Source organism: Candidatus Jettenia sp. AMX1, assembly GCF_030263775.1.
In the GTDB taxonomy this organism is placed as follows: Bacteria; Planctomycetota; Brocadiia; order Brocadiales; family Brocadiaceae; genus Jettenia; species Jettenia caeni.
The window spans coordinates 1-26339 of record NZ_SZPP01000063.1 but is presented as its reverse complement, the minus strand read 5'-3'; the positions used below and the strand labels follow the sequence as shown (position 1 = coordinate 26339).

Below are 26339 nucleotides of genomic sequence, written 5' to 3'. Positions count from 1 at the left end.
ATATCTTCCTGTCCGGATTCCGGGTCTCCGGCTTTTTGAAAATTATCCTACGGATTCTCCACACGGATCTTTTTCTGCCCCCCTTGCAAGACACTCGAATAATCATCCTTTCCTCCCTTTTCTAAACTTATACTTCTTTCCCCCCTTTTTTAAAGGGGGGTTAGGGGGGATTAGAGGGGAATATTGGACACACATTGCTCTTTCTCCAGGGGGATAGCCTCCTTTTTCATGGAACATTATTCTTAGCTTGATGCATATGCCTTACCGCACCCGTCAAATACATACACGGGGAAGATAGCAACCCTAAAGGGTTGCCCTACAGAATTGAAATTCCTTAACGTTAAATTAGATTTTGACAACTACAGAAATTATCATATTCTGAAAATTTTTTATCATACTCTGGTTTTTGAAGGAAATAAGTAATTCCCCTTTTTAATTTTTTTCTTCTATAAACCAAAGATTTTTATGAGCAAAACCCATAAATATGGGTAAATATTTTATCATTAAAATCTGAAAATTCAAGCACTTATGATCTATTTTCAAAATACATATTTTGTGCAACAATTTTTTAAAAAAATATGTTATAAATAGCGGAATTAACATATTTTATAAATCTTAATTCAAAGTAGGAAAACCCAAACATGGACAAATTTGAATATAAAATTAGCTATCTTCCCGATATAAATCCTGAGAATTTTATTGGTGAAGATGATTTTAATGATGGGGAAAGCCTTGAGGAAAAGGTAAAATACAAGGACTATGACCCCGTTCGTCTCTATCTGAAAGAGATGTCCCATTTGCCCTTATTATCCCGTGAAGAAGAATTCCATCTGGCAAAGAAGATAAAGGTTATAAGCCGGTTACTTCACAGAAGGGTGCTGAATTTTGATTATGCCCTGGAAAAATACTTACATATTCTGGAGGAAGTAGAAAGCGAATCGGACCTTGTTCAATTTATCGATACAACGGTAACAAAAGATCAAAGTAAAAACGAGAGGGTTGAACAAATCTGCACAGTTACCGGAAAAATCAGAGAAATAATTGAAGCAAATCGGAGAGACTATGAAAAGATTAACAAAGGAACCGTTCCGGGATACGTAAAAACCAGAACTCTCAGGAATATAGCAGCCAGGAAAAGAAAAGCAACCAGAGAATTAGAGGCTATGCATATTCGTACAGAAACAATATTGCCCGTTATGAGACAACTATTAGATGTCTTGTCTGAACTGGTAAGATTTGAAGAACAATCAAGGGGTTCGCATCGTAAGAAAGAATCTTACAAAAAGCTTCTGTACAGTATTGATGAAATAAAAACACTTTTAATAATTCCTGTTGAAGAAATAGAGAAGGCTATTCATATGATTCATTCCATTTACCATGCATATGAATCTGCCAGGAAAAGATTCTCTGAGGGCAATTTAAGGTTAGTGGTAAGTATCGCAAAAAAATACCGGAAACGCGGTCTTGCCTTTCATGATCTTATCCAGGAAGGAAATACGGGTCTTATGAGAGCTATCGATAAATACGATTACCGTATGGGCTTCAAATTTAGCACGTATGCTACCTGGTGGATTAAGCAAGCGATTATCAGGGCAATAGACGATAAAGCAAGGACAGTACGAATCCCTGTGCATATGACAGAAGTAATTAACAAAACAACGCAGGTGTTAAAGAACACCCATTGGAATCTTGACAGAAAGCCTAAGTTAGAAAGCATTGCAAAAGAAGCAAACATTCCTCTTGCAGAAGTTTTCAGGGTATTTCGAATTGCATCGAGACCTATCTCACTAGAAAATCCTATTGGGAATGATGGTGAAACAATGTTTGAGGATTTTATCCAGGACAAAAAGACGGAATCGCCGGTCTTTTTGGCTCACCAATCTTTGCTTAAGGAGCAGTTAGAAAAGGTCCTTAATACCTTAAGTCACCGGGAACGCGAAGTGATTAAGCTGCGTTTTGGTATCGGTGATGGCTATACACACACCCTGGAAGAAATCGGGAAGAGGTTTAATATAACAAGGGAGCGAATTCGCCAAATCGAAGCCATCGCTATTCGTAAACTTCAACACCCACTACGAAGCAGGAAATTAGAAGGGTTCCTCGAAGGGGCTATGGCAAATTAGAGAGATGTCTTACCTTTGATAGAGGCTTCATTTTATATGAAGCCTCTCTATCTTCTCATATCTCAAATGAAATGATACTACTTAACCTTCTCATGTTTCCTTCGCCGTCGTTTCAGAAGATATTTTTTTCTGTTTAATCTATGCTTTTTTTTACCAGCAAAACCATTTGCCATATCAATCCTCTTAACAGTTTACTATAAGATAAAGTATAAAATAAGTATTATATTTTACCAATAACAAATCCTGGGTTCAATAAAATAGTATTTATGCTGATAAATATTTGCACGATACCATACCAAAATCGATTGAGAAGTTTTTTCCAAAAACAATTGTTAAAAAAAGATTTGCATCTTATTAAATCGTCTGTTAACATTAGCTTACACCTGAAAGGTATTCATTGGTATTTCATTTTTATGAGGTATAAATATTATGGCAAAAAAAGCCAATACAAATAAAATGGGTTGCTCGTTTTGTGGCAGGAACTATGAGTCAGTAAGCCGTTTAATTCAAGGCAATACTAATATTTTCATTTGTAATGAATGTGTTGAGGCTTGCCATATACTTCTTAAAAAAGACCAGAAACATGTTCCTATTAAGCCTCTGGGGAAAATACCTACTCCTACACAAATAAATGGAATATTAGACGAGTATATTATAGGCCAGGAAAAAGCAAAAAAGACACTTGCCGTTGCTGTTTATAATCACTATAAACGTTTGATCACAAGTTCCAGCAACGAAGGAGTTGAATTAGAAAAGAGTAATATATTGCTTATAGGGCCTACTGGTTCCGGCAAGACACTTTTAGCTCGTACCCTTGCTAAGATACTTGACGTGCCCTTTGCAATCGCAGACGCAACAACACTTACTGAGGCTGGCTATGTAGGGGAGGATGTAGAGAATGTATTATTGGCATTATTAAGAAATGCAGATTTTAACCTCCAGCGAGCTCAACAGGGAATTATCTACATAGATGAAATTGATAAGGTTGCCAGAAAAAGTCCTAACCCATCCATCACAAGAGACGTCTCTGGTGAAGGAGTTCAACAGGCATTATTAAAAATGCTGGAAGGTACTGTGGCTAATGTACCTCCTCAAGGGGGAAGAAAGCATCCGGAACAGCAGTACATCCAAATGGACACAAAAGATATTCTCTTTATTTGTGGTGGCACTTTTACCGGTATAGAAGAGATTATCAGAAGAAGAATCGGAAAAAGAAACATTGGGTTTAATGCCAGGAGTATTGATAATGATAATAAAGATGAACCCCTTAGTAACCTCCTGAATAAGATAGAAGTTGAAGATATTATTAATTACGGAATGATTGTTGAGTTCGTAGGCCGACTACCAATCCTCGCCCCTTTAATGCCACTTACACAAGATGATCTTATCAAGATCATGACAGAGCCCAAAAATGCCCTGGTAAGGCAATATCAAAAATTCTTTGAGATGGAGCAAGCAAAACTAGAATTTTCTCATGAGGCATTATTAGAGGTCAGCAAAAAGGCATTTGAAAAGCAGACAGGCGCAAGGGCCTTACGGTCAGTATTTGAGAGTTTTATGCTCGATGCCATGTATCATTTGCCTTCCCATAAGGAAAATGTCTCATTTCTTGTCACACCTGCCGTTGTTCGTGGTGAAACACCCCTGATGGCACAAAAATATAGAAAGACTGCATAGATGGTCATTTACACTCAGAATCAAGAGATTGCTTCAGACAATACCCTTGCAATGACACGTTAAACACAACACGAACAAACCATGTCCCTGTAGGGATCGTTTGTCTGTGCCACCCTGAAAACCGCTTACATACAATGAAAATTCTTATACAATCAAGCTATGGCAGTTCAATCGAGGACGACTGAACCAATAAGAAAGAAGATATGATCAGAATATCTTTTTTAGCTCTATATTTAACCCCTTGAAATAAGGGGATTTGAAAATATCACCTTTGTAGTACGTATTACAGAGTATGAAGTTGTTGTCTTTCAGGGTATAAACTTCAATTAACTCTTCTGTAGGATACACAATCCAAAATTCTTTAACACCAAACTTCGCATACAAGTTCTTCTTCTGTACCAGATCCCTGTGAGCGGTATTTTCTGAAATTATCTCAACAACAAGATCGGGTGCCCCCTGAATATTTTTTTCACCTATAATATTTAATCTGTCTTTTGAAATAAATAAAATATCGGGCTGAACGACATTGCTGTTATCAAAATAAACATCACACGGAGCATCAAAGATTTCTCCCAGATTGTTTGCCCTGACAAACCTCAATAACTCAAATTCAAGCTCTCTTGAAACCGATTGATGTTTTGGGGTTGGTGAAGGTGTCATGAGCAATACCCCTTCAATAAGTTCATATCTCGTATCATCAGATGTTTTAAGATAATCCTCATAGGTATATCTTTTCTTTTCAATAGTGGTTTGTGCCATAAAAGATTCCTCTGGGAAATGCAAAATTTTTAAAAATTTTCCTATTCTTACACCATTCTTATTTCGTTACCAGCATAAGTCTTTTTAATTCAATTTCAGCATCCCCTTTTCTCTTAAGCTTGTTGTAGAGAGATGCAAGATTTTTATGAATAATAGGGTTAAACGGATTAATACTATTTGCTTGTGACAAAATTTTTACAGCGGCATCGTACTCACCTTTGCGTTGATAAAGTTCACCAAGTGAAATATAGGTAGTAGAATACTCCGGATAATATTCAAGGGCAACCTTTAAGATTTCTTCAGCCTTCGTATATTGGGTATCCATTATATAAGACATGGCTAATTTATTCTGAATTTGCGGTGATATATTGTTAGCCTTCCTGAATGCCTTCTCATACTCTACAATTGCCGCACTATGTAATCCCTCCCGGCGTAAGAGATCGCCAAGGATAGCAAATCTCCTGGCATCTTTTACCTCTATTTCGGCAACGCTCTCTATATCATCTACCAATGATGATGATTCCTTAAGCCTTGTAGGAAGCACTTGAATACCATGAACCCTCCGGAACTTCTTTTGCTTTAAATCTTGCAGCCAATTTTTTTCAAATTCATCAAATGGAACTCCTATTGCCGATAGTATTGCATCTTCCGTTGATTTTCCCTCTTTAATACTATCCAGAATTGTTGTTAATAAAGGATAGCCACCACGATTGAACAGATAATCAATTACGGTAAATACTTCAGCAAAAGCAAGGGCTGTATCCTCTTTCTTTTTCAATTTTGCAAGGGAAGGGTGCATTTGCCTGAAGGTAATAAAATAATCTTTTTCTACCGCTTCGGCCAGTAAACTTTCCAAAGAAACGGGAAGCTTGGGTGATACACCCTCAAACCAGCGTTCTTCTTCATATTTGGCAATACCCTCATGAAGCCAAATAGGCACACGATTATAAGTCTTTTTCATGATTACATAGTGTACGTACTCATGGGTTAGGGTATCAAGCCATTGATATCCTCTCGGCTGGAGACGCGGACTTGTGATAATTACACGGTTAAATAAGCAAATCGCTACGGTGCCGGAGGTTTCTATCTCTTCTTTGGTAAGGGTTGAAATAGCACAAAAACTTTCTGCATCAGGAAATACTTCAACGAGAATTGGCTCCTTTGGGAAGTACCCGAGATCATTGCCAATAGCATGATAAGCCTTTTCAAGGGTTTCTAAAGCATAGTCAGCGAGTATAGCGTCCTTGTCTTCGTTATATCGAAATAAGAAGTGCTCGGTTTTAATTTCTTTGAACTTGCTCGTTGTTTGATAAATCTTATCTACAAGATCATAAAACGCCCGGCCTCTTTGAGCAATCTCAGGTTCTTGTAATGCATCCTTTAAAAATGATAACGCCTCCTGGTAATTCCCCTCATAGAATCGTACTTCACCCGCAAAAAAGCGCACATAGGGGTTTTCCGGAGCAACCGAAAGCAGATTACTGACAACAGTTGCTGCTTCCCCAATTTGCCATGTCTGTAAACATTCCTCTCCGTAGTTTATTTCATCAATAACATCAAAAAATTTTTCCCCCTGAGCAATAGCCTTAAACTCAAATAATATAAGAACTACTGCGATAGATACAATGGTAATACATATTTTTTTCATCTTTTATCTCTTCATAAAGAGTAGGGCAAGGCTTCAGCCTTGCTTCCCTTACCTGAATACGTGCATATAGGATAGCAACCCTAAAGGGTTGCCGCCTTACAGAATTGAATTTTCTATACTATATTTTATGTAATAATGAGGCATTCGGCTTCCAATCAGACCTATTGAATATTAATCAACCAATCGCTGATAATAATCTCTATTGAGATCTTTATATTTTTCTGGTAACCCTTCTTTTAATGCATCCAGAATATCTTGCCGAAACTCTTTTGGTACCTTGTATGCTTCTTCCGAAGGTATTTCAACTTTTTCTGTAGAAGCGCCAAACTGGCCTTCTTCCATTCGGCCACGGAAAGGTCTTGGCATTGGCATAGGCAAACCGGCCCCCATCATTCCCTTTGAAATACGTTCCTTTGCCATCTCCATACCTTTCTTCGCCTCGGCAAGGCGGTACAGCGATTCTCTTTCATCAATAACAGAACCCTGGGCATCATGCTTTTCCAACTTTTCCTTTGCCTGTCCCATGGATTTCGATGCCATATCAAGCTGTTTGTCTGCATTCTCATCCATAAATGGATTTTGCTGAGAAAGTTTATCCGCCTTTTCTCTAAGCTCTTCCGTCTCTTCCTGAAGTTCCTGCTGTTCCCTGGCATATTTTTCTAAGGTATTCTGGTCTTCTTCCGTCAAACCGGAAAGCTGCTGTTCTTCAAGCGTTTGTATCATAGATTCAAGATCGTTAACGATTTGCTGGTTCAGGTTGGCAGCGTCGTTAACCTTCTGGGATACCTCAAGATCTTTCTTTGGTATATCCTCTTTCTGGGTAACTTTTTGCCTCAGGATATTTTGCGTACGATTATTCCACTGATTCAAATTTTGCGATAATTCCTTTGCCAGATTCAATGATTCCTTTGCATCCCACCCCTTTAGCATCTCTTCTAAATGGGAAATTGTTTCATCTGTTTGCGGCAGTTCCCGGGACAGCGAAAGAAAATTCCTCAGCAACGGATCTTTGTTAATTTCCCTGTTCAGCTCGGCATTTTGTCCAAATAGTTCGGATAATTTTTCAGATTCCTCCTGGAATTGATCAATATCATCATCACTGCCAAATAGTTCGCTTAACCGGCTTGCCATCGCATCTCTTTCCTCTGACATACGCTTCAAGTCGCGATTTACCCGCAGATATTCCTGCAACAAGGTGTTTTTAGCCAGGATATCTTTGGTTTCCATGAGGTCTTTTTTAATCATGCCCAATCTCTTTTCCTGTTTTTCAAAAAATGAAGGAAAGGTCTCGTTCATCGATTCTGATGCGCGTTTCTGGATATCTTTCTTCAAGGTATCAGTATTTTCCGTAAGCTCTCTTTCCTTACTTTCTAATTCGGATATTTTATCTGATAATTGACTAGTCTCCTTCAGCATATCATTATAGGATGAATCTGCAAAATTTTGCGCGGAAGACTTCATCTGATTCATCATTTCCTGAATACTGGAAAGGAGTTTTTGCGCAGCTTGGAGGGCTGCATTCAGGTCTCCCTTATTGAACGCATCTTTCATAGCATCCATTTCTTTCATAAGATCGTTCTGCTCAATTTTTTTGAGGGCATCTGCATTAAAGAATTCATCCATATGCTCCCCCTGCGCCATCTTCATAAGCTTCTCCATCATTTGCTGAATAGTTTCCTCAATTCGCTTCAGTTCTGACAATACCTTCTCATTGAGTTTTGCATCCTCTCCCTTACGTAGTGTATCAAGCAGTTTTTCAATATTGTTTTGAGATTGAATAAGATTCTTTCCCGTGTCTACAACATCCTCAAGCTTTTGCTTTTCTATCATCTCGTTCAAAAAGAGAATACCCTGTTCAACCTCCGCCACTTCTTCATCCTGAACTTTCTGCAATTCCTTCAGCAAGGAAACAGGCATTTGATTTTCGACTACTTCCCGTATTGACTGAAAAATAGCGGTCTGCTTTTTATCAGTAACATTCCGGAACTTATTTTTGAGGTTTTCGAGAGAATAATATACACTGTAATTTGCCATAGTATCGTCTTGCATCCTTACTAAAACTTCGGTAAACAACCCTATGATTTTCCTCGCCTGTTCCTGGATACCTTCCTGTATCATCGCTAAATAATCTTTCGATGAGCACTTTTCATCATCGACTCTCTTCGTTAAATCATCGGATAACATATGCAGCATTTCCTGCAATAATGCTTCCTGCAGTTGAATAAGTTCCTGATGCTTCTTTTTAGAACTATATATCTCTAAATAATATATTTTGGAATTGCTAACTTTTGGGCCTGATATCGTATCATTATCCTTTACTTCTACATGGTATGCAATCTTATCGTCCGGCCGCAGACCCAATTCGCTAAGCGACCATACGTAAGCCCCACTATACTGATTTTGTTTCCTGCGAAAACTGTTGAGTGTTTTTGGCTTCCTTTCGTTTTCCTGCTCAAATACAAGGGTAATTTCATCTATGCCGAAATCATCTTTAGCTGTGTACCTGATATCTACCGTATCTTTTTCATTAACCGTAATATCTTTTCCGGGAGAACTGATAGACACTTCAGGGTACTGATCTGATTCCAGTTGTATGGTATGAGAAGCCGTATCTTTAAAAATCCTGCCGGTTGAGTCAGTAGTCTCAAAAACATATGTCCCGCTTTCAAACAATGATAAAGTACCTCTCATGGTTTTACCATTTTCTATCACCAGGGGAATTCTCGTTGAATCATTAACAACAATCCCTGCAGATGCTACAGGCCGATCACTGGTTGCGCTAATCTGCACCTCACTCCCCTTTAACGCTTTGATTTCACCACTGGTGTTGTAAAGAGTTTTTGACTGCAATTCTGAGTACAGAGGATATCGATAAACTATGGTAATATCTCCAATAACGGGACATGAATACACAACGGGTCCTTTCTCATCAATATCTCTTCCACTGCCAAGGTAGCTAAAAAGAAGTGGTATATTTTTATTCAGGTATGAGCGGTTGAATACATACATCGTACCGAAAGCAAGCGCAGAAACAATAAGAACTGCATAGCAAAATCGCGGAAAACCTTTACTAATCACACGGTTAATATCCAAAGACCTTAGCTGATTTGCCGTGTTATCCACAAGCAGAGAGATCATTTGCCCGGAGTATTTCACCGCATTCTTCCGTGATGTATCCCTGGTCAATTGAATCGAACTTATGAGGGTATTATTTAAAGAAGGATACCTTTCTTCTATCAGAAGCGCAATTTTCTCTTTACTGAATAAGGAAAGCAGGGGAAGCAGCAGCACCCTTAAAAAAACAAAGGATAGTATAAAAAGACTCCCCATATAAAAAATAAAAATCCCGTAGGGGAACCATAAAAGGGCGTAGATACCGATTGCGCCTACCATGATGATAAACAGGCATGCAGAAAGCAGAAGAGCTGCTCCTCCTGATACTCTGCTTATCATAGCCTTTTTACAAACCGCCCGTAAAGATAATCTTATGGTGTTATAGCTATCCTGTGACTTAGTATCTCTGGAGCTGAGAAAGATAATAAAATCAACAAAATCCGTAAGGGTTTGTTTGTATTTTAGAAATAATTTTTTTATAAATTTGATTATACCCGAAGACATGATATTACCCCCTTTTCATACACAAATTTAAGGTTATGCCTTGAGTGTGCATTTGTCAAACAAAATTTTCTTATTTTCATAGCACAGATTTAAAACCCGGGGGTAGCCTTCACCCCATATGCATCAAGTTATCGTTTAGCCAAGGGTGGCACTGACAAACTCTGTTTGTCAGTGTGGTATATTCCCTATCCACGTTGGCATTTGAAGCAATCACGGACAAACTCCGTTTGTCCGTGCCACCCTGAAACCCGCTTACATACAATGAAAATTCCTATACAATCAAGCTAAAATATGGAAACGGTGAAAAATAGCAAATCATCCGTAATCCCCCTTGGTCCCCCTTTAAAAAAGGGGGAAATGGTACATGTTTTAGAAAAGCGGGAAAAAAGAAGTCTCCCTTTAGAAAAGCAGGAAACCCCGTTCCCTCTTCTCTAAACTTATCCTTCTTTCCTCCCTTTCTAAAGGGGGATTAGAGGGGATTAGAATGATAGCTTCCATCTGAAGTTTTAGATCTGCAACCTGAATCGCACTGAAGTGCAGAGGAGAAGGGATGTATGCAGGGTTTACTAGCTGATCCCGGTTTCTTGTACTACCCAATCAAGATAATTCTTTGAGACATGGCTAAGAGGTATAGCAATAATTTCTGGAACTTCGTAGCTGTGTATTTGTCTGATACGTTTCTCTACGATATCAAATTTGTCGTCTTTTGTTTTCAATATCATTAACACTTCATGCTCAGCACACAACTTACCTTTCCACTTAAAGATAGATTCAACCGGCTGAACAATGTTACAACAGGCAATGTGGCCTTCTTCTACAAGGACGTTGCCAATCCTTCTCGCCTCTTCCAGTGATTTTGCTGTCGAAAAAATTATAATGACTTTTGACATACCGTTCCAAATTACCTCAACATTATCGTAACTACTCAAAATAATGCAGGGTCGATATGTATCGATGCAGGCCAAGGCTTCAGCCTTGCATCCCTCGCCTGAATACATACACACGGGATAGCAACCCTAAAGGGTGCCCTACAGAATTGAAATTCCTATGCACTTAATCAGAGCAAACACAAGATCCTTCTCTGCCATAGTTTACGCATTACCTCTGCTCAGTTCTCTCTCGACCGTCTGTTTATCGCACATACCGCCATGTCTTTTTAAACAGGATTCTATCTCTCTTCCCCCCTCTTCATCACGTGTCACATACACTAACGTACACCGGCATCCATGAGCGCTTTTACAACCTGCATGCGGGGGTTTTATCGTATGCAGCATCTTATGATTGGGCAGCAGGTATCGCCCGTCTAATGTCATACACACATCGCAGGTACCACCGTCTTTAACTGCTAAATAGAAGACATAGGCAATTTCTTTCAGCTGCATATCAGCTACCTCTGCCTCTTTATATGTTCTTCTGCGATCCTGATGGATAGTTCTCGTTGTCCTGCCTTTTAAACTATTTTTTATGAGATAATATATGACACAGACAATGATAAAAAAAATAATAAAACGCGTCATGTATTATACAGTACCTTTAGGATTTCTTAACATAAACAAAAACAACCCTCCCATTACCAGTACTGTTTGCGTTAAGATAATACTTCTAATCCATATCGCAAAACATTTCCATACCAGCTCAATCCCTTGTATCTGTTCAAACGCATGCGTAACGCGCCGAAAGGTATAAATAGCGATGATAAAGATAAAGACTGCCATACTCATGATGATAACCGTCTTCAATTTTTGTCTCATGGTTATTGATCTCTCAACTATCATGTTTATCAAAGGTAACAATTACCTTTTCAGATTCCTTTTTTTTCCTTACTATTTCTAAATCACTTTCCCTTTGCTTATTCGAATTTACATCCATGGCCCTTTTATATTCAAAAACCGCTTCATCCAGCATACCTTTCTGCTCATAAACATATGCCAAATTATAATGGGCATCTTTATTTTCAGAATCGGTAACCGTTTTCCTGAATTCATCGATAGCGTCATCTACCATATTTTTACTCGCATATGCCAATCCCAGATTAAAATGGGTTTTTGCCGATGCAGGGTTTAATTCCGACAGTTTCTTCCATGTAGAAATCGCATCATCATAGAGACCTTGTTGGAAATAGAGTACGCCCAGTTTATTGTATGCCTCCGGAAAATCCGGATTGGATACAATTGCTTTATTGTACAGAACCGTAGCCTTGTCGAACAAGCCTTTATCGGCATAAACCTCACCGAGCTTATAAAGGGCGTGGGTGTTATTTGGATTGGTCTTTACGATATTTTCATATTCCAAAATTGCCTCATCACAGAACCCCTTCCCACGATATGCCTCGGCAAGACCAAGCCGGACTGAAATATTGAAAGGATCTTTTGCAAGAACCTCCTTATATACCCGTATAGCCTCATCCAGCATTCCTTTCATCGCATACGTATGACCAAGATAGCTCGGAGCCATCATGTCATTGGGGTTTTCATGAATGACTTTTTTAAAAGACGTTATGGCCTCATCCAAAAATCCTCTGGTATACTGACCATATGCAGAAATATTTCCCGCAGAAATTTCTTTGCTCGCTATTTGGTATGCCTGGGTCTTTTCATATACTCTTTTCTCTTCACTGGCTAACTCCAAATTTCTCTTGGCTTCCATATCTGTAGGATTTATTTTTATCGCCACAGTATGCTCCGCTATTGCCTCATCGAACATATTCTTATTCCTGTATGCGAACCCCAGATTATCATGCGCCTTTGAATACTCAGGATTGCACCTGATTGCCAGTTTAAATTCAGCAATCGCCTCATCAAACATCTTCTTCCTGCAATACGCCACACCTAAATTGTTATGCGCTTCTGCAAAATCTGGTTTAACCACAAGAGACCTTTGGAATTGAACAATTGCCTCATCGATCATATCCTTATTCACATAACTTGCGCCGAAATTATTAAACTCCATCGCTAATTGATATTTGTCACCTTCGCTGACATGATTTTTTTTATCCGCTGAGGCACAACCAAGGAAGCTCAGAAAAATACAGATACTTACAAACGCTCTTTTCATGTATAGGTATCCTTTCACATTAACCATTTTGAAAATCCCCTGGTCATAATTATAAAAACTTCTTTTTACGGTATTCAATTGTATCATGATATTTTATGAAGAAAAATGAAAAACTGTGTATCTTTAAAGAGATGTATCTCTACAAATATGCATTATTACTTTATAGGGAATCCGCAGCAAAGTCAATGATAAAACCCGTGGTACTTTAAATACAACGAATGAATTCTTCTGTACTTCATTTAAAAAAGATATTATACTCGACAAACGAAACAATCCTACTACTCTCGCTCTTTTTCGCAATGCATTCCCATCTGAGAAAATTGCGAGAAAAGACTCAAAACTATACACTATTTCAAAAATTTCTCAAAAATTTCTTTTTACCTAGTAAAATTCATAAAAACGAAAGGAAGAAAAATTGGTAAAAACAAAAAAGCACTTGACTTCCAAATTGGAAAAAAGCCCTACAGGAATTCAGGGGTTTGACGAGATTACCGAAGGTGGAGTACCGAAAGGGCGTCCCACACTTATCTGTGGAGGACCTGGATGCGGTAAAACCCTCTTCGCAATGGAATTTCTCGTAAGAGGCGCAACCATGTTTCATGAACCAGGTATTTTCGTCGCTTTTGAGGAGAATTCAGAAGAGCTTACGCAGAACGTATCATCATTGGGCTTTCACCTGGAAGAGCTTTCTGCACGGAAAAAGATCATTCTTGATTATATTTATATCGACCGGAGCGAGATTGAAGTAACGGGTGAATACGACCTCGAAGGGTTATTTGTACGACTTGGCTATTTGATAGATTCCATAGGAGCAAAAAGGGTCGTGCTCGATACCCTGGAATCACTTTTTGCAAACCTGCCGAATGAGGCCATACTCAGGGCGGAACTCAGAAGGTTATTCCGATGGCTCAAGGAAAAAGGAGTCACTGCGGTAATTACCGCTGAAAGAGGCGATAGATCGCTTACACGTTATGGGCTTGAGGAATACGTTTCTGATTGCGTTGTCCTGCTTGAACATATCGTTATAGAGCAAGTAGCTACCAGACGACTACGCATAGTAAAATACCGGGGGTCATCGCATGGAACAAATGAATACCCCTTTCTTATTGACAGGACCGGAATCTCCGTTCTCCCTATAACCTCACTTGAGCTGAAACACACAGTAACGAGCGAGAGAATCTCAACGGGCATAGAACGCCTGGATGTTATGCTCGAAGGCAGGGGCTATTATGCCGGCAGCAGTATCCTCGTCTCCGGAACGGCTGGAACCGGAAAGACAAGTATCGCAGCTCATTTCGCAAATTCTGTAAGTAAAAACGGTCAAAAATGTCTCTATCTGGCATTTGAGGAATCAGAAAATCAAATAATACGAAATATGCACTCTATAGGATTAAATCTCGGGCAATGGGTTAACAAGGGACTATTGCAATTTCATGCTACCCGCCCTACATTTTACGGGATCGAGATGCATCTGGTAAAAATCCATGATGTGATACAGGCTTTTAATCCGGACGTCGTTATATTTGACCCCATCACAAATCTGATCACTATAGGGGGCGCAAAAGAGGTTAAGTCAATGCTGACTCGCCTTATTGATTTCTTGAAGGAAAAAAGAATAACCATACTTATGACAAATCTCTCTCATCAGGGTACCCCAGAAGAAACCGAGATCGGGATCTCTTCCCTGGTGGATACATGGATTCTCCTTCAGGATATAGAAATGAATGGAGAACGCAATCGCGGCATGTACATCTTAAAATCTCGCGGTATGGCGCACTCAAACCAGGTACGAGAGTTCCTGTTGACACCTGAGGGAATAAAACTCCAGGATGTTTATATCGGTGAAGGCCAGGTCTTTATGGGTTCATCAAGATTAAACCAGGAGGCCAGGGATAGAGCCAACGCCTTACTCCGCAAGCAGGAAATCGAGAGAAAACAGCGCGATCTTGAACGGAAACGGGAACTTGTCGAATCACAAATTGCAGCCCTTCACGCTCAATTTCAGACAGAGGAAGAGGAACTCAAGATGGCAATCGAACAGGAAAAAACACGTGAGGACATATTTCTCAGAGACCGCAAGCAATTATTAAAGATGAGGAAAGGGGATATTGAGGCTGTACCGCTAAATCAGAAAGGGAAAAAAGAATGAAAGAGCGCAAAGGAAAGATTACCGGCAAAAAGACGATAAAGAAAAAAATAGCTTCCGGAACAAGCAAAAAGGTAAAAAAAGGGAATGATGCCTGGAATCTGCGATTATATGTAGCAGGACAAACTCCAAAATCCCTCACGGCTTTAATGAACCTGAAGAAAATATGCGATGAGCACCTGAAAGGCAAATATCACATCGAGGTGATAGACCTTTTGAAGAACCCGAAACTTGCTAAGGGAGATCAGATACTGGCCATTCCAACTCTGGTAAGAAGGCTTCCGCCTCCTTTAAAAAAGATACTGGGAGATCTATCGGATACGGAACGAGTCCTTGTAGGGCTCGACCTTCTCCCCTATAGTTAATTCACTTAGCCGGTTCAATCGTCTTCGATTAAACCATACGGTCGAACTCATCAAGAGGATTTAAGCTCATGTCCTCATAAATAACCATGCCAACCGTTTCGAGGCTGTCCAAAAAGGCTAAGAGCCTATCCGAAAACCCCTATAAGCTACAGAAAGAATGTGTTTCAAAAGAGGTTTTCGGATAGACTCTAATAGTTAGCGCGCCAAACGAAGCTCAGGGCAAAACAAAGGAGAAGTAATCCCCCTGATCCCCCTTGAGAAAAGGAGGAAATAGTGAAATTCCCCTTTTCTCAAGCATTCACCATTTTTCCCTTTTCTAAAATACTTCCACATCTCCTCCTTTCCTAAAGGGGGATTACGATGCTTCAGTTGCTTCTCCTTCGCAATGGGGCATAATACTATCTTTTTGGACAGGCCGGGCTTTAAGATTTTAAAGATTTTTTTCATGGCAATACTGGAGAGACCTTGTATAATTATCAATTGTCATACCTACACAAGTGCAGATAAGAATAGCTTCTTGAGTTCTCTGTATGACCTATGGCTTTTGAACGAACACCCGCTAGCAAATACTTACGGAATCGAGAACATTGAACACATAGAATTATTCAAATAAGGTGTGAAATGGTGTAATAAGAATTGAATTCCTTCTCTGATTTTTCAAAAAATAAACCTTTATGGAATCCAGATAAATAATAACGTGTGTGTATTCACATCCTCCGCTTTCGCAAAGACGCCCTGCAAAGATTGCTCCATACCTGGTAGGGAAAATTGCGCGATAATCCATCCTTCTTTTGAGTAGCTACAAGTTAGCAAAAAAATTATATTTGAAAGGAAAGCATATGGCAAATCAGAACTTAGAAAAAGCCATAAAGGACTTTGCAAAGATCCTCCAGGAATCTTTGCATGAACATTTCTCCTTCAGGCTTTACGTGGCGGGCACCTCAAAGAAATCGTCAAAAGCCATAATGAATATAAAAAATTTTTGTGAAAAATATCTGAAAGGGCGTTACGAGCTGGAGGTCATGGATATTTACCAGCAACCTAAATCCTTGCTGGATGAACACGTGATAGCGGCCCCTACACTTATCAAGAAACTACCACTTCCTTTGAAAAAATTAATCGGGGATATGTCAAATATGGACAGTATCCTCATAGCGCTTGATATAAAACCACGGAAAGAAAGAGAGAACGATAGAAAGGGAGAAGGAAGGAAGGAAGGAAGGAAGGAAGGAAGGAAGGAAGGAAGGAAGGAAGGAAGGAAGGAAGGAAGGAAGGAAGGAAGGAAGGAAGGAAGGAAGGAAGGGAAGAGCAAAAGTAAAGGGTTGAAAGCATAATGGACATGGAACATAAAACAAAATCTGAACTCATACAAGAGGTGGAGGAGCTTCAAACCCGGCTCAATGAGGCAGAGGAGGCTCTGCGCGCCATAAGAAGCGGCGATGTGGATGCTATCGTTGTTAGTGGGCCTAAGGGAGAGCAGGTTTACTCTTTAACGAGTGCAGAACATCCGTATCGCGTTATTGTAGAAAGTATAAACGAAGGGGCTGTAACCCTTACCCCTGATGGCACCATTCTCTATGCAAATAAACGTATCGCAGAAATGCTAAAACTCCCTCTGGAAAAGATAATAAGCCGCTCATTTTATGATCTCATATTGGAAAAAGACATCAAATCCTTTTCTCAACTCCTGGAAAAAGGCTTAAAGAAAGGTTCGAAAGAGAGATTTACACTTATAAGCAGTGAGAATACCTATGTGCCGGTATACCTTTCGTTAAATTCGTTCTTAATTGATGATAAGCCTAATGTGAGTATGGTTATAACTGATTTAACGGGCATACTAGAGGCAGAAGCATTTTCTGGCACGATCCTGGATCAGGCAGCAGAATCCATTATTGTTTGTAATGAACATGGCCTTATCACGCGGGTAAATCCAGCAGCTCAGGCATTATGCGGTAAAAAGCTCTACCTGCAACCATTCGATACGGTATTTCCCCTTACCTATGGAAACGGAAAAGACGGCAATCAGATACAAGCCTTTTCCATTTCTACCGCCCTGCAGGGGCAAACACTCAAAAATAGAGAGGTAGAATTGTGTGAAGGCGGACGGACTCTTAATCTTATTTTAAATGCCGGGCCGCTTACCAGCGTTCAAAATAAAAATCTGGGTTGTGTAATTAATCTCACCGATATAACGGCACGTAAAAAGGCTGAGAAGGCCCTTGAGATTGACCAGAAGCGGTTCTTTTCCCTCCTGAACGAACTTCCTGGTTATGTTTTTCTCCAGGCGCCTGACTATTCCATCCGTTATGCAAACCGCTATTTTTGTGAGATCTTTGGGAAACCCGATGGAAAGCCATGCTACAAAATAACCCAACGAGGCAGAAAGCCATGTGAAAATTGCCCTGCCTCCCAAAATCTTAAAACGAAAAACAGAACAACCTGGGAATGGACTTCACCGGACGGAAAAATTTATCAGGTATATAATTATCCATTTACCGATATTGACGGTTCCCCTCTTACCCTCGAGTTAGGAATTGACATAAGTGACCGCAAGCGTGCCGAGGAAGCATCACGTATAAGTGAAAACAAGTATCAATTACTCTTTGAGAGCCTTCCCCAAAGGATATTTTATAAAGACAAAAATCTGATCTATGTATCCTGCAATGAAAATTTAGCCAGGGACTTACATATCAGCCCAAATGAGATCATGGGAAAGACAGATTACGACCTCTATCCCAAAGGACTTGCCAATGCATACCGGGAAGCGGATACAAGCGTTATAGAATCAGGACAGACAGAGGATACAGAAGAGGAGTATGTCAAAGATGGGAAAAAGTTAATTATTCGCACGGTGAGAACTCCCATAAAGGACGAGAACGGTAATGTCCTTGGTATCCTGGGTGCATTCCTCGACATTACCGAAAAGATAACTTTGCAGAGAGAGGCTGAACGCTCGCGGCATCTTGCAGCATTGGGAGAATTGGCAGCCGGTGTGGGCCATGAAATCAATAACCCTATAACCGGCATTATCAACTGTGCCCAAATACTGTTTAACAAAAGCAAAGAGGAAAGCAGAGAAAAAGATCTCGCCAGACGAATTATCAAAGAAGGTAATCGTATAGCCAACATAGTCCACAGCCTCCTTTCCTTTGCCAGAAGGGACACCCGTGAAAAAAAGAGCGTGGTTAGCATTCGTGAAATCCTCTACGAAACACTTATTCTGACGGAGGCATATTTACGCAAAGAGGGTATCAGGATAAAGCTGGATATTCCACACAATCTGCCTGCAATAGCGGTACATCCACATTTGATTCAGCAAGTCTTTTTAAATGTCATCAATAATGCACGGTATGCCCTGAACCAAAAATATCCGGAGGCAAATGATAATAAAACCCTTGAGATTTCGGGTGAAGAAGTAACGATCGATGATCGCCCCTATGTGAAGATGATGTTTTACGATCAAGGCATCGGTATACCTGCCAGGATAAAAGACAAAATAATGGAACCATTTTTCACCACAAAACCTACTGGTAAAGGAACGGGATTAGGCTTAAATGTGAGCCACAACATTATCAGTAACTATCGTGGTAAAATTACCATTGATAGTAAAGAGGGAGAATTTACCAAAGTTACAATCATACTACCAGCAATATCCCAGTCTCACGAAAATTGCCAAAAGACAGAAACAGAGAAGTAGATAAAACAGAGTTACTCAAAATGATGCCGGATTCCCGATAAAGACGTTCGGGAATGACAGAAGGAACCAAGAGAGAAAACAACCTGGGGATGTTGTATGCAACGGGTATTTCTTCTGAAAAGGACTCAGAGATTATTCCGCCTTTGACATGGCAACCTATCCACCGTTAAAAAATAGTTCTACTGCTCAGCTTAAAAGAAAACCTCCCGAATGTCAGGTATATAAAAACAATACCTTCTTTCTCAACAGGCAATTATTGACTTTTTTTGTGTTTATGTTATAGATAATACAGTCTGGTTAACCCTTTATCTCTAAAAACATGAGAAAAACCGCTTCTATTTGTTTCATTCTCCTCCTCAGTCTATCAATTCTGAGCCAACATAGCGCTCACGGATATGGATACGCCAGAGAAGAAGACCCCCTCATTCAGGCATTTCGGGCTATTATTTTTTACGGAAGACAAGCCAACTGGTCAAAGGTTACGGCGGAAGTCAACAGCATCAGTGATCGTATTGCAGATATCCATAAGGTATTTAAAATAGACCTTAAGCCCCGGATTGAACATGCCATACAGCAGAGAGATTTTCAGATTATGGTAAATCATATGGCTAATCTTATCTTTTTAGCTATCCGTGAAAAATTTTATTATAATCGCCAGGAAAGATTAGAAATTTTTGTCCGTTCCAAGGTACGATTAAGATTGGCGGAAGAGTATTATAGCACTTTGCTTGCAGGAAATGTAAGAGACTATGATATCCGGCATAAGACTAAGTTGCATGAGAGTATCCACTACCGGTTTGCAGATGCACGCAATACGCTCGGTAGTATGGGATTTCTCGGCGCGGGCACAGTAAAACCCAACGTAAAGAATTTTGAAATACTAGCGAAAGAAATAGAGGATTTCCTGCTGCAGGCATTCCCTTATTTTGAGACAGGTATAGACCCTTACTAATCATGGAACTTCATGCTTTAGTCTTTCTCTATGAATAATTACATTCCTATAAAAGTGCAAATAATGATACCAGGAATCTGATCTTATTTTCAGCAATTACATGAGATGTAAGCTTCTTGCATTATGCATAGCAATCTTTTTCTTATCCTGTATGTGCCCTGCAGAAGATCATGTTGATATATCTGCAACCGATAAATCTGAATCAGGTGGCACGCCGGAAGAACAACCGGTTATTTCACCAGAAGATTATTATTTTCATGTTGAATCCATTTCTCCGGCGGCCGAAGAGGACTGGAAAAAATTCCATTTCCATGGATTTTTTGCAGTTACTACGCCCATTCATGGCCGTGATGATGATTCCCAGCAACCCTCTTCCCGGTTTTTGGAAGAAAATGAACTCACCCTTTGGCTGGGCAAACAGATCTCCAGGAAGTTATCATTTGATTCCGAGATTGAAATAAAACAGGGTTTTGAAAAATATGAGTTAGAAAAATTTGAATTTGATTATGAGATTATGAGTAAATTCCTGATAGTCCGGGTAGGAAAGTTCAAATATCCCTTCGGTATAGAGAGATTTGTAGAATCCGCCCCTTTAAATAAATTGGTGGATCGCCCCTTTCCCTCTATCAGAATTATACCCGGGACATATTCTGATATCGGGGGAATGTTATATGGTACTGTTCCTTTGTTTTACAATACAAAACTGAAATATGAAATAGCCGTAACAAACGGCCTCGAAGGGCCGGACCCAAAGGACACACAACAACTCTGGGATAATAATAGCAATAAGGCCATTGGCGGCAGACTAGGGTACGAATTTCTGACGGGGCTGGAAATAGGTGTATCCTATTCACAGGGAAAGTACGATGAGGATAACCGGTTAGCTATTGATTTTTTAGGGGCAGATATTCAATTCAGAAGAGGTAATTGGGAAATGCGGGGTGAATATATTACCAGTCATGTAGAACAAGAATCAGTCGATGGCGGAGATTTCCATCGAAACGGTTACTATCTCCAAACATCCTATAAATACCCGTTCCATGTAAACTATCTCAGATATTTGGAGGGTGTCTTCCGGTTCGACTCTGTAGACCCTAACAGGAATATTACCGATGGGAATGAAGCAGACCGTATTGCCATCGGTATGAATTACTCTCCCATAGAACATGTAGAATTTAAATTTGAGTATGAGGTTGAGAATGAACCCGGAGAAGGAATTCACGGAAAATCATTTATTCAAGCCATAGTCAGATGGTAGTATTTTACCTCAACCTGAAACCAAACAAATGCTATGCCAATTTAATCTTTACATAAACAAACAAATATTGTAAATTCATAACGATTTTTCTGGTCTTTTATATCTCGATAGAAAAGTAACGATACTATTTGGAGATAGGTTATGAGATTTCTGATCTTACCGGGTAGTTCTACAGACCGGGAACTATTCACGCAAATATTGCAAAAGAATTTCTATGACTCCTGCTTTATAAATGCAATCCATCAAAAGGATTTCAACGAGGCAACTACCCAAAGCAATTTCGATGTAGCGATTATGGGTTATTATTCTGGCTGGACAGATGGGCCGAGCATCCTTACAACACTAAAAAAACAATTTCCTTCTCTCCCCGTGATAATAGTTGCCAATACAACGGATGAGAAAATTGCCATAGCGGAAATGAAATTAGGTTTAACCGATTTCATCCTCAGGGAACATATAAACCGCCTGCCTGAAGCAATACACGAAAGCATGAAAAAGGCTCAATTATCGAGGGTGTATGGTGAAGCACAACGGGAAAACGAAACGTACTATCAGCTTTTGTTCGAAAATAATCCATATCCTATGTGGATTTCTGATCAGGAAACACTCTCTTTTCTGGCCGTAAATAATGCCACAATTCATCATTACGGCTATTCCCGTGAAGAATTTCTCCGTATGACCATGCAAGATATTTGTATCACCGAACATATTTCCACCTTACTCGATCACCTGGCAAGAGAGCGTATTTCTTCGGAACTTTGTTCAAACGGTACCGGTATAGGGAGACACCGGCGAAAAGATGGAGCATCTATTGACGTAGAAATCACAAGAAATCAGATATTCTTTAACGGGAAAAAAGCTGTCCTTGTTCTGATTCATGATATCACCAAATGGAAAAGGGTGGAAGAAGAATTGAGAAAATATGAAATACTATTTTCTAAGATAAGAGATCTTGCGTATATTTGTGACCCCAAAGGTATCATTCTATTTCTGAATAAGATATTTGAAAAATTCACAAATCGGAAGCCTGAAGAATTCATAGGAAAATCATTCGAACCCCTGTTTGATGAAGAAAACCTGAACAAAGCAAAGGCTATCCGCGCAAGAACATTGAATGGGGAAAACCTGCAATTTGAGCTTACTTTTAAAGATACGGGAATAGTATGTGAATATAAAAATTTTCCTTTAATGGATGAGAAAGGGGTTGTTATCGGGACTATTGGTATAGCGAGAGATGTTACTGAACGCAAGGAAATTGAACAACGCATGAGTATTCAGTATGCTGTAACGCGTATACTGGCAGAATCCGTTACTCTTCATGAAGCAACTCTAAAAATTATTCAAACGGTATGTGAAAGCCAGAAATGGGATTTGGGTATATGGTGGACCGTAGAGAAGAGAACCAACATGCTCCGGTGTACTGATATCTGGCATAAGCCTTCAATAATAGCTGAAGAATTTGTAGCGATCAATCGACGCACGGTCTTTTCCCCCAGTATCGGGTTACCTGGCCGCGTCTATATCAGCGGTAAACCTTGCTGGATTGCAGATATTGTTTTTGATGCAGATTTTCCCCGGTCACACATTGCAGCCAAAGAAAACTTGCATGCTGCTTTTGGTTTTCCCATTCTTTGTGGAAAAGAGGTGCTTGGCGTTATGGAGTTTTTTAGTCAAAAGATATGGCAACCTGATAAAAATCTGATTCTCATGATGGCCTCCATCGGAGAACAGATCGGTCAGTTTACCGAAAAAAAGCAAGCCGAAGAATCTCTCAGGCGCAGAATAGACTTTGAAAAGACTATAGCAAGTATTTCTACACGATTTGTTATTCTTTCAGACTTAAACAATGCTATTGATATTGCATTAGCCGATGCTGGGCAGCTCAGTGGAGCCAGCAGGGCGTATCTTTTCCAGTTACGGGACAATGGTAGCATTGTTGACAACACCCATGAGTGGTGCAATCATGGGGTTCAGCCTGAAATTCAGAATCTTCAAAATATCCCTGTCCCGATGTTTCCCTGGTGGAAAGAAAATATGTATGCCGGTAATACCATTCATATTACCGATGTCTCACAGATGCCTCCTGAAGCTGCCGCAGAAAAAGAAATCCTGGAAAAACAAGGTGTCAAATCACTGTTAGCCCTGCCGGTATATGCTGAAAAGAAACTGGCAGGGTTTATCGGTTTTGACAATACGATAGCTACCGGCACATGGAATGAGGATGATTTGAACCTGCTTCGCATTACAGCAGAAATTATAGGAAACGCAATAGCACGGAAACAATCAGAAGCTATTATCAACTATATGGCATACCACGATGCCCTTACGAGTTTACCGAACCGCATATTATTTCAAAACCGTTTAGAAGTAGCTATACTTCATGCAAAGCAAAATGCACGGGCCGTAGCTATTATGATCCTTGACCTGGATAATTTCAAGATCATTAATGATTCCCTTGGCCATCATACAGGAGATTTGCTCCTAAAAGCTGTTGCAGAACGATTAATGCAGTGTGTACGGAAAAGCGATACGATCGCCCGCATGGGTGGCGATGAATTTATGATCATCCTCAACGAGCTTATGCAGATACAGGATGCTGCCCTGATCGCACAAAAAATTCTGCGTACCTTATATCAACCTTTTCAATTCAACGGCCATAAGATATACACGAGCGCCAGTATTGGCATTAGCCTCTACCCACAGGATGCCAGTGATACAGAAGGTCTGATCAAACATGCCGATATTGCCATGTACCTCTCGAAGGAATACGGCAAAAACAAATATCGCTTCTATAAGTCTGATTTGAATACCGATATGTAATAGTACCTTGAACAGGGATTATTTTTCCATGCAGAGTATCATCCCCAGATGTTTTTCTGCCATTTCTATTCTCCATTTGTCATTCCCGAATGTCAGGTATATCGTGCTTAATCATAAAAAATATAGTAGAATAACTATAGATACATAAGACCTGAATTATCTTGAATCCTCTAAGGTTGCTGATAGAATCAAAGAAAATCAAAAAACAGAGAACCATGTAAACCATGCCAAAATTCCAAAAAATTCTACACCCGGAAAAGTTTAACTTAATCCTGTACTATACAATCACCAGTTTTGTGGTTATTACCCTGCTCAGCCTGGCGGTAGGCTGGATATTCCCGCGTATGGAGAGTCAGGAGCTGATGAAACGAAGTGAGGAATATGCGCGGTATTTTATCACGCATCTCAACTATGAGATTTATAAAGATTTTCTTCATCCAACCCTTAAGCTCGACAAGTACGTTGATCTGGAAAAGAATCACAAGCAATTCAGGAAACTCGACAAAATCGTTCGGGAAAATTTATATGGGTTAAACATAAAAAAGCTGTATTTATACGATCTGGAAGGTCATATCATTTATAGTACAGTGCCCGAACATATCGGATTTACCCTTGACCAGGGCAATAATAAAAATCTCGATTCCGCCATTCACGGTATTCATGCATCCGCGCTACGCCTGGCAGGCGCAACGGATTCAAAAGGCTCCCATGTCGTTGAAACCTTGCTGGAAAGCTATTATCCTTTCTACGAACTGGAAGAGAATGGATATAAAAAAGGCCGTCAGGTGGGAGTATTAGAGATATATCAGGATATGTCGGGATTGAAAAAACAAATGATCAAAGCACGGAAAAAAGCAATTATTATGACAAGTTCAGCAATGGGTGTTTTATTTCTCATTCTCTTTCTCATCGTTCTCAAGGCAGCAAGAATTATTCATGCGAGGGCAAAGCAGTTGATCGATGCACGAAATACCCTGGAACAGAAAGTCGAGGAACGGACATTTGAAATCCGTGAAGCATATAAAAAATTACAGGATACCCAGCGTAAGTTAATACAATCTGAAAAATTGGCAAGTATTGGCACCCTGGTTACCGGACTAGCCCATGAAATTAATAACCCACTCGCCTCAGTAGCAAGTTGTGCTGAAGGCTTAATTGAACGGTTTATAGCCATTCCGAATCGTAACAGGCAAAATTTGAGTGGGGATTTTGAGGTATTCCCTGAATACCTGAAGATCATCTGTGATGAAACCTACCGGTGTAAATCTATCATCTCAAATCTCCTGAATTTCTCCAGACATTCGGAACCAAAATTTGAAAAAATTAATGTTCATCGTATTATTCACGAGGCTCTTTCCATTGTTCAGCATCAACCTCAGTCAAAATGCCAGAAGATACAACTCCATCTTTCTGAGGAACCCTGTAATATCATTGGAGATCCGCAGCAGTTGAAACAGGTCTTTCTGAATTTGCTTATCAATTCACTTCATGCGACCGAAGAAAGCGGTAGTATCTTTATATCTACCTGCCGAAAACAGACATTTATACAAATAACTTTCAAAGATTCCGGCATGGGGATTAAACGGGAACATCTCGATAAGATATTCGATCCGTTCTTTACTACAAAACCAACAGGAAAAGGCACCGGACTTGGACTTGCCATATGTTATGGTATTATAGATGTCCACAACGGCAGAATTGAGGTGTTCAGTGAAGGCCCCGGCAAAGGCGCTACGTTTACCATAGTGTTACCGTTAGCGATAGAGGTAGAGATAAATTCATGAGAATTATGGTATATCCTGGCTTACAATCTCATGGAATGTATAGGAAATTCAACGTTTTTCGTTATGCCATGAACATACCCCTACCCCCTCTCAAGAGGGGAATTGGAGAAGTCCCCTCTTGGGAGAGGATTGAGGAGTGGGGAAAAAGCCGTTGGATTTTGTCTTTTAAAGCCCAAGCTATAGCATCCAACAGATGAAACCGAGCAGAATGTAGCGAAAGTTGGTCTTTGGTTGTATGCGAATGTAGGGAACATGATGGAATCCTTAAACATGTCATTGCGAGGGCATTGTCCGAAGCAATCCTTTGCATGTTCCAGAAGAGATTGCTTCAGAAAAGATCCTCGCAATGGTAATATGAAAAAGCAGCGTCCTTCCAAGGAGGTTAAAAAGCCTTGAACAGGCAATAACCTTTTGTGATATTAAATATCATAAAGGCTT

The 26339-nt window shown here is 39.9% G+C and carries 17 protein-coding genes; 10 read left to right on the top strand and 7 right to left on the bottom strand.

Features of this window, described 5'->3' with window-relative positions:
* Nucleotides 1-641 precede the first annotated feature (641 nt).
* Both FBQ94_RS15830 and clpX read left to right on the top strand, forming a co-directional pair.
* Complete coding sequence (locus tag FBQ94_RS15830) at nucleotides 642-2123, top strand: RNA polymerase sigma factor RpoD/SigA (protein WP_007222740.1); 1482 nt, start codon at nucleotides 642-644, stop codon at nucleotides 2121-2123.
* Between the two features lie 429 nt (nucleotides 2124-2552).
* The gene (gene clpX / locus FBQ94_RS15825) at nucleotides 2553-3800 is read left to right on the top strand and encodes an ATP-dependent Clp protease ATP-binding subunit ClpX (protein WP_007222741.1); all 1248 of its coding nucleotides are present in this window, start codon (nucleotides 2553-2555) and stop codon (nucleotides 3798-3800) included.
* Nucleotides 3801-4007: 207 nt separating this feature from the next.
* Here the strand turns inward: clpX and FBQ94_RS15820 are convergent, their stop codons facing one another.
* From FBQ94_RS15820 to FBQ94_RS15790, 7 genes are all read right to left on the bottom strand, one after another.
* Nucleotides 4008-4559, bottom strand: coding sequence for a Uma2 family endonuclease (locus FBQ94_RS15820; protein ID WP_007222742.1), 552 nt, complete (start codon nucleotides 4557-4559; stop codon nucleotides 4008-4010).
* Nucleotides 4560-4617: 58 nt separating this feature from the next.
* Entirely contained in the window at nucleotides 4618-6207 is a 1590-nt protein-coding gene (locus FBQ94_RS15815; protein ID WP_007222743.1) for a tetratricopeptide repeat protein, read from the bottom strand.
* A gap of 171 nt (nucleotides 6208-6378) precedes the next feature.
* Nucleotides 6379-9825 (bottom strand): DUF4175 family protein, encoded by a 3447-nt coding sequence (locus tag FBQ94_RS15810; RefSeq protein ID WP_007222744.1) that lies wholly within the window; start codon nucleotides 9823-9825, stop codon nucleotides 6379-6381.
* Nucleotides 9826-10391: 566 nt separating this feature from the next.
* The gene (gene cutA, locus FBQ94_RS15805; RefSeq protein ID WP_040544799.1) at nucleotides 10392-10715 is read right to left on the bottom strand and encodes a divalent-cation tolerance protein CutA; all 324 of its coding nucleotides are present in this window, start codon (nucleotides 10713-10715) and stop codon (nucleotides 10392-10394) included.
* Nucleotides 10716-10916: 201 nt separating this feature from the next.
* Entirely contained in the window at nucleotides 10917-11342 is a 426-nt protein-coding gene (locus FBQ94_RS15800; RefSeq protein WP_007222746.1) for a putative phage head morphogenesis protein, read from the bottom strand.
* A 3-nt stretch (nucleotides 11343-11345) separates the two neighbouring features.
* Nucleotides 11346-11576 (bottom strand): hypothetical protein, encoded by a 231-nt coding sequence (locus FBQ94_RS15795; protein ID WP_285442254.1) that lies wholly within the window; start codon nucleotides 11574-11576, stop codon nucleotides 11346-11348.
* Between the two features lie 13 nt (nucleotides 11577-11589).
* Nucleotides 11590-12879 (bottom strand): tetratricopeptide repeat protein, encoded by a 1290-nt coding sequence (locus FBQ94_RS15790; RefSeq protein ID WP_007222748.1) that lies wholly within the window; start codon nucleotides 12877-12879, stop codon nucleotides 11590-11592.
* Between the two features lie 415 nt (nucleotides 12880-13294).
* On the opposite strand from FBQ94_RS15790, the gene kaiC reads away from it, so the two are divergent.
* From kaiC to FBQ94_RS15750, 8 genes are all read left to right on the top strand, one after another.
* Complete coding sequence (kaiC, locus tag FBQ94_RS15785) at nucleotides 13295-15028, top strand: circadian clock protein KaiC (RefSeq protein WP_007222749.1); 1734 nt, start codon at nucleotides 13295-13297, stop codon at nucleotides 15026-15028.
* A complete protein-coding gene (gene kaiB, locus FBQ94_RS15780; protein ID WP_007222750.1) occupies nucleotides 15025-15390 on the top strand; it encodes a circadian clock protein KaiB in 366 nt (121 codons plus the stop codon). The genes kaiC and kaiB overlap by 4 nt, the downstream gene beginning before the upstream one ends.
* Nucleotides 15391-16229: 839 nt before the next feature.
* A complete protein-coding gene (locus tag FBQ94_RS15775) occupies nucleotides 16230-16724 on the top strand; it encodes a circadian clock KaiB family protein (protein ID WP_285442253.1) in 495 nt (164 codons plus the stop codon).
* A gap of 5 nt (nucleotides 16725-16729) precedes the next feature.
* Entirely contained in the window at nucleotides 16730-19087 is a 2358-nt protein-coding gene (locus FBQ94_RS15770) for a PAS domain-containing protein (protein WP_285442252.1), read from the top strand.
* 319 nt (nucleotides 19088-19406) lie between these two features.
* Nucleotides 19407-20039 (top strand): hypothetical protein, encoded by a 633-nt coding sequence (locus FBQ94_RS15765; protein WP_007222755.1) that lies wholly within the window; start codon nucleotides 19407-19409, stop codon nucleotides 20037-20039.
* A gap of 100 nt (nucleotides 20040-20139) precedes the next feature.
* Nucleotides 20140-21297, top strand: a complete 1158-nt coding sequence (locus FBQ94_RS15760; protein ID WP_007222756.1) for a porin — start codon at nucleotides 20140-20142, stop codon at nucleotides 21295-21297.
* Between the two features lie 141 nt (nucleotides 21298-21438).
* Nucleotides 21439-24117, top strand: a complete 2679-nt coding sequence (locus FBQ94_RS15755) for a diguanylate cyclase domain-containing protein (protein ID WP_007222757.1) — start codon at nucleotides 21439-21441, stop codon at nucleotides 24115-24117.
* A gap of 224 nt (nucleotides 24118-24341) precedes the next feature.
* Complete coding sequence (locus FBQ94_RS15750; protein ID WP_007222758.1) at nucleotides 24342-25901, top strand: sensor histidine kinase; 1560 nt, start codon at nucleotides 24342-24344, stop codon at nucleotides 25899-25901.
* The last annotated feature ends 438 nt before the right edge of the window (nucleotides 25902-26339 follow it).

What these genes read in the sequence shown, in the direction of transcription:
- FBQ94_RS15755 (WP_007222757.1), top strand. Translation starts at nt 21,439, where the DNA reads ATGAGATTTCTGATCTTACCGGGTAGTTCTACAGACCGGGAACTATTC.
- FBQ94_RS15790 (WP_007222748.1), bottom strand. Translation starts at nt 12,879, where the DNA reads ATGAAAAGAGCGTTTGTAAGTATCTGTATTTTTCTGAGCTTCCTTGGT.
- FBQ94_RS15770 (WP_285442252.1), top strand. Translation starts at nt 16,730, where the DNA reads ATGGAACATAAAACAAAATCTGAACTCATACAAGAGGTGGAGGAGCTT.
- FBQ94_RS15775 (WP_285442253.1), top strand. Translation starts at nt 16,230, where the DNA reads ATGGCAAATCAGAACTTAGAAAAAGCCATAAAGGACTTTGCAAAGATC.
- cutA (WP_040544799.1), bottom strand. Translation starts at nt 10,715, where the DNA reads ATGTCAAAAGTCATTATAATTTTTTCGACAGCAAAATCACTGGAAGAG.
- clpX (WP_007222741.1), top strand. Translation starts at nt 2,553, where the DNA reads ATGGCAAAAAAAGCCAATACAAATAAAATGGGTTGCTCGTTTTGTGGC.
- FBQ94_RS15795 (WP_285442254.1), bottom strand. Translation starts at nt 11,576, where the DNA reads ATGAGACAAAAATTGAAGACGGTTATCATCATGAGTATGGCAGTCTTT.
- FBQ94_RS15820 (WP_007222742.1), bottom strand. Translation starts at nt 4,559, where the DNA reads ATGGCACAAACCACTATTGAAAAGAAAAGATATACCTATGAGGATTAT.
- kaiB (WP_007222750.1), top strand. Translation starts at nt 15,025, where the DNA reads ATGAAAGAGCGCAAAGGAAAGATTACCGGCAAAAAGACGATAAAGAAA.
- FBQ94_RS15750 (WP_007222758.1), top strand. Translation starts at nt 24,342, where the DNA reads ATGCCAAAATTCCAAAAAATTCTACACCCGGAAAAGTTTAACTTAATC.
- FBQ94_RS15765 (WP_007222755.1), top strand. Translation starts at nt 19,407, where the DNA reads ATGAGAAAAACCGCTTCTATTTGTTTCATTCTCCTCCTCAGTCTATCA.
- FBQ94_RS15830 (WP_007222740.1), top strand. Translation starts at nt 642, where the DNA reads ATGGACAAATTTGAATATAAAATTAGCTATCTTCCCGATATAAATCCT.
- FBQ94_RS15810 (WP_007222744.1), bottom strand. Translation starts at nt 9,825, where the DNA reads ATGTCTTCGGGTATAATCAAATTTATAAAAAAATTATTTCTAAAATAC.
- FBQ94_RS15800 (WP_007222746.1), bottom strand. Translation starts at nt 11,342, where the DNA reads ATGACGCGTTTTATTATTTTTTTTATCATTGTCTGTGTCATATATTAT.
- FBQ94_RS15760 (WP_007222756.1), top strand. Translation starts at nt 20,140, where the DNA reads ATGAGATGTAAGCTTCTTGCATTATGCATAGCAATCTTTTTCTTATCC.
- FBQ94_RS15815 (WP_007222743.1), bottom strand. Translation starts at nt 6,207, where the DNA reads ATGAAAAAAATATGTATTACCATTGTATCTATCGCAGTAGTTCTTATA.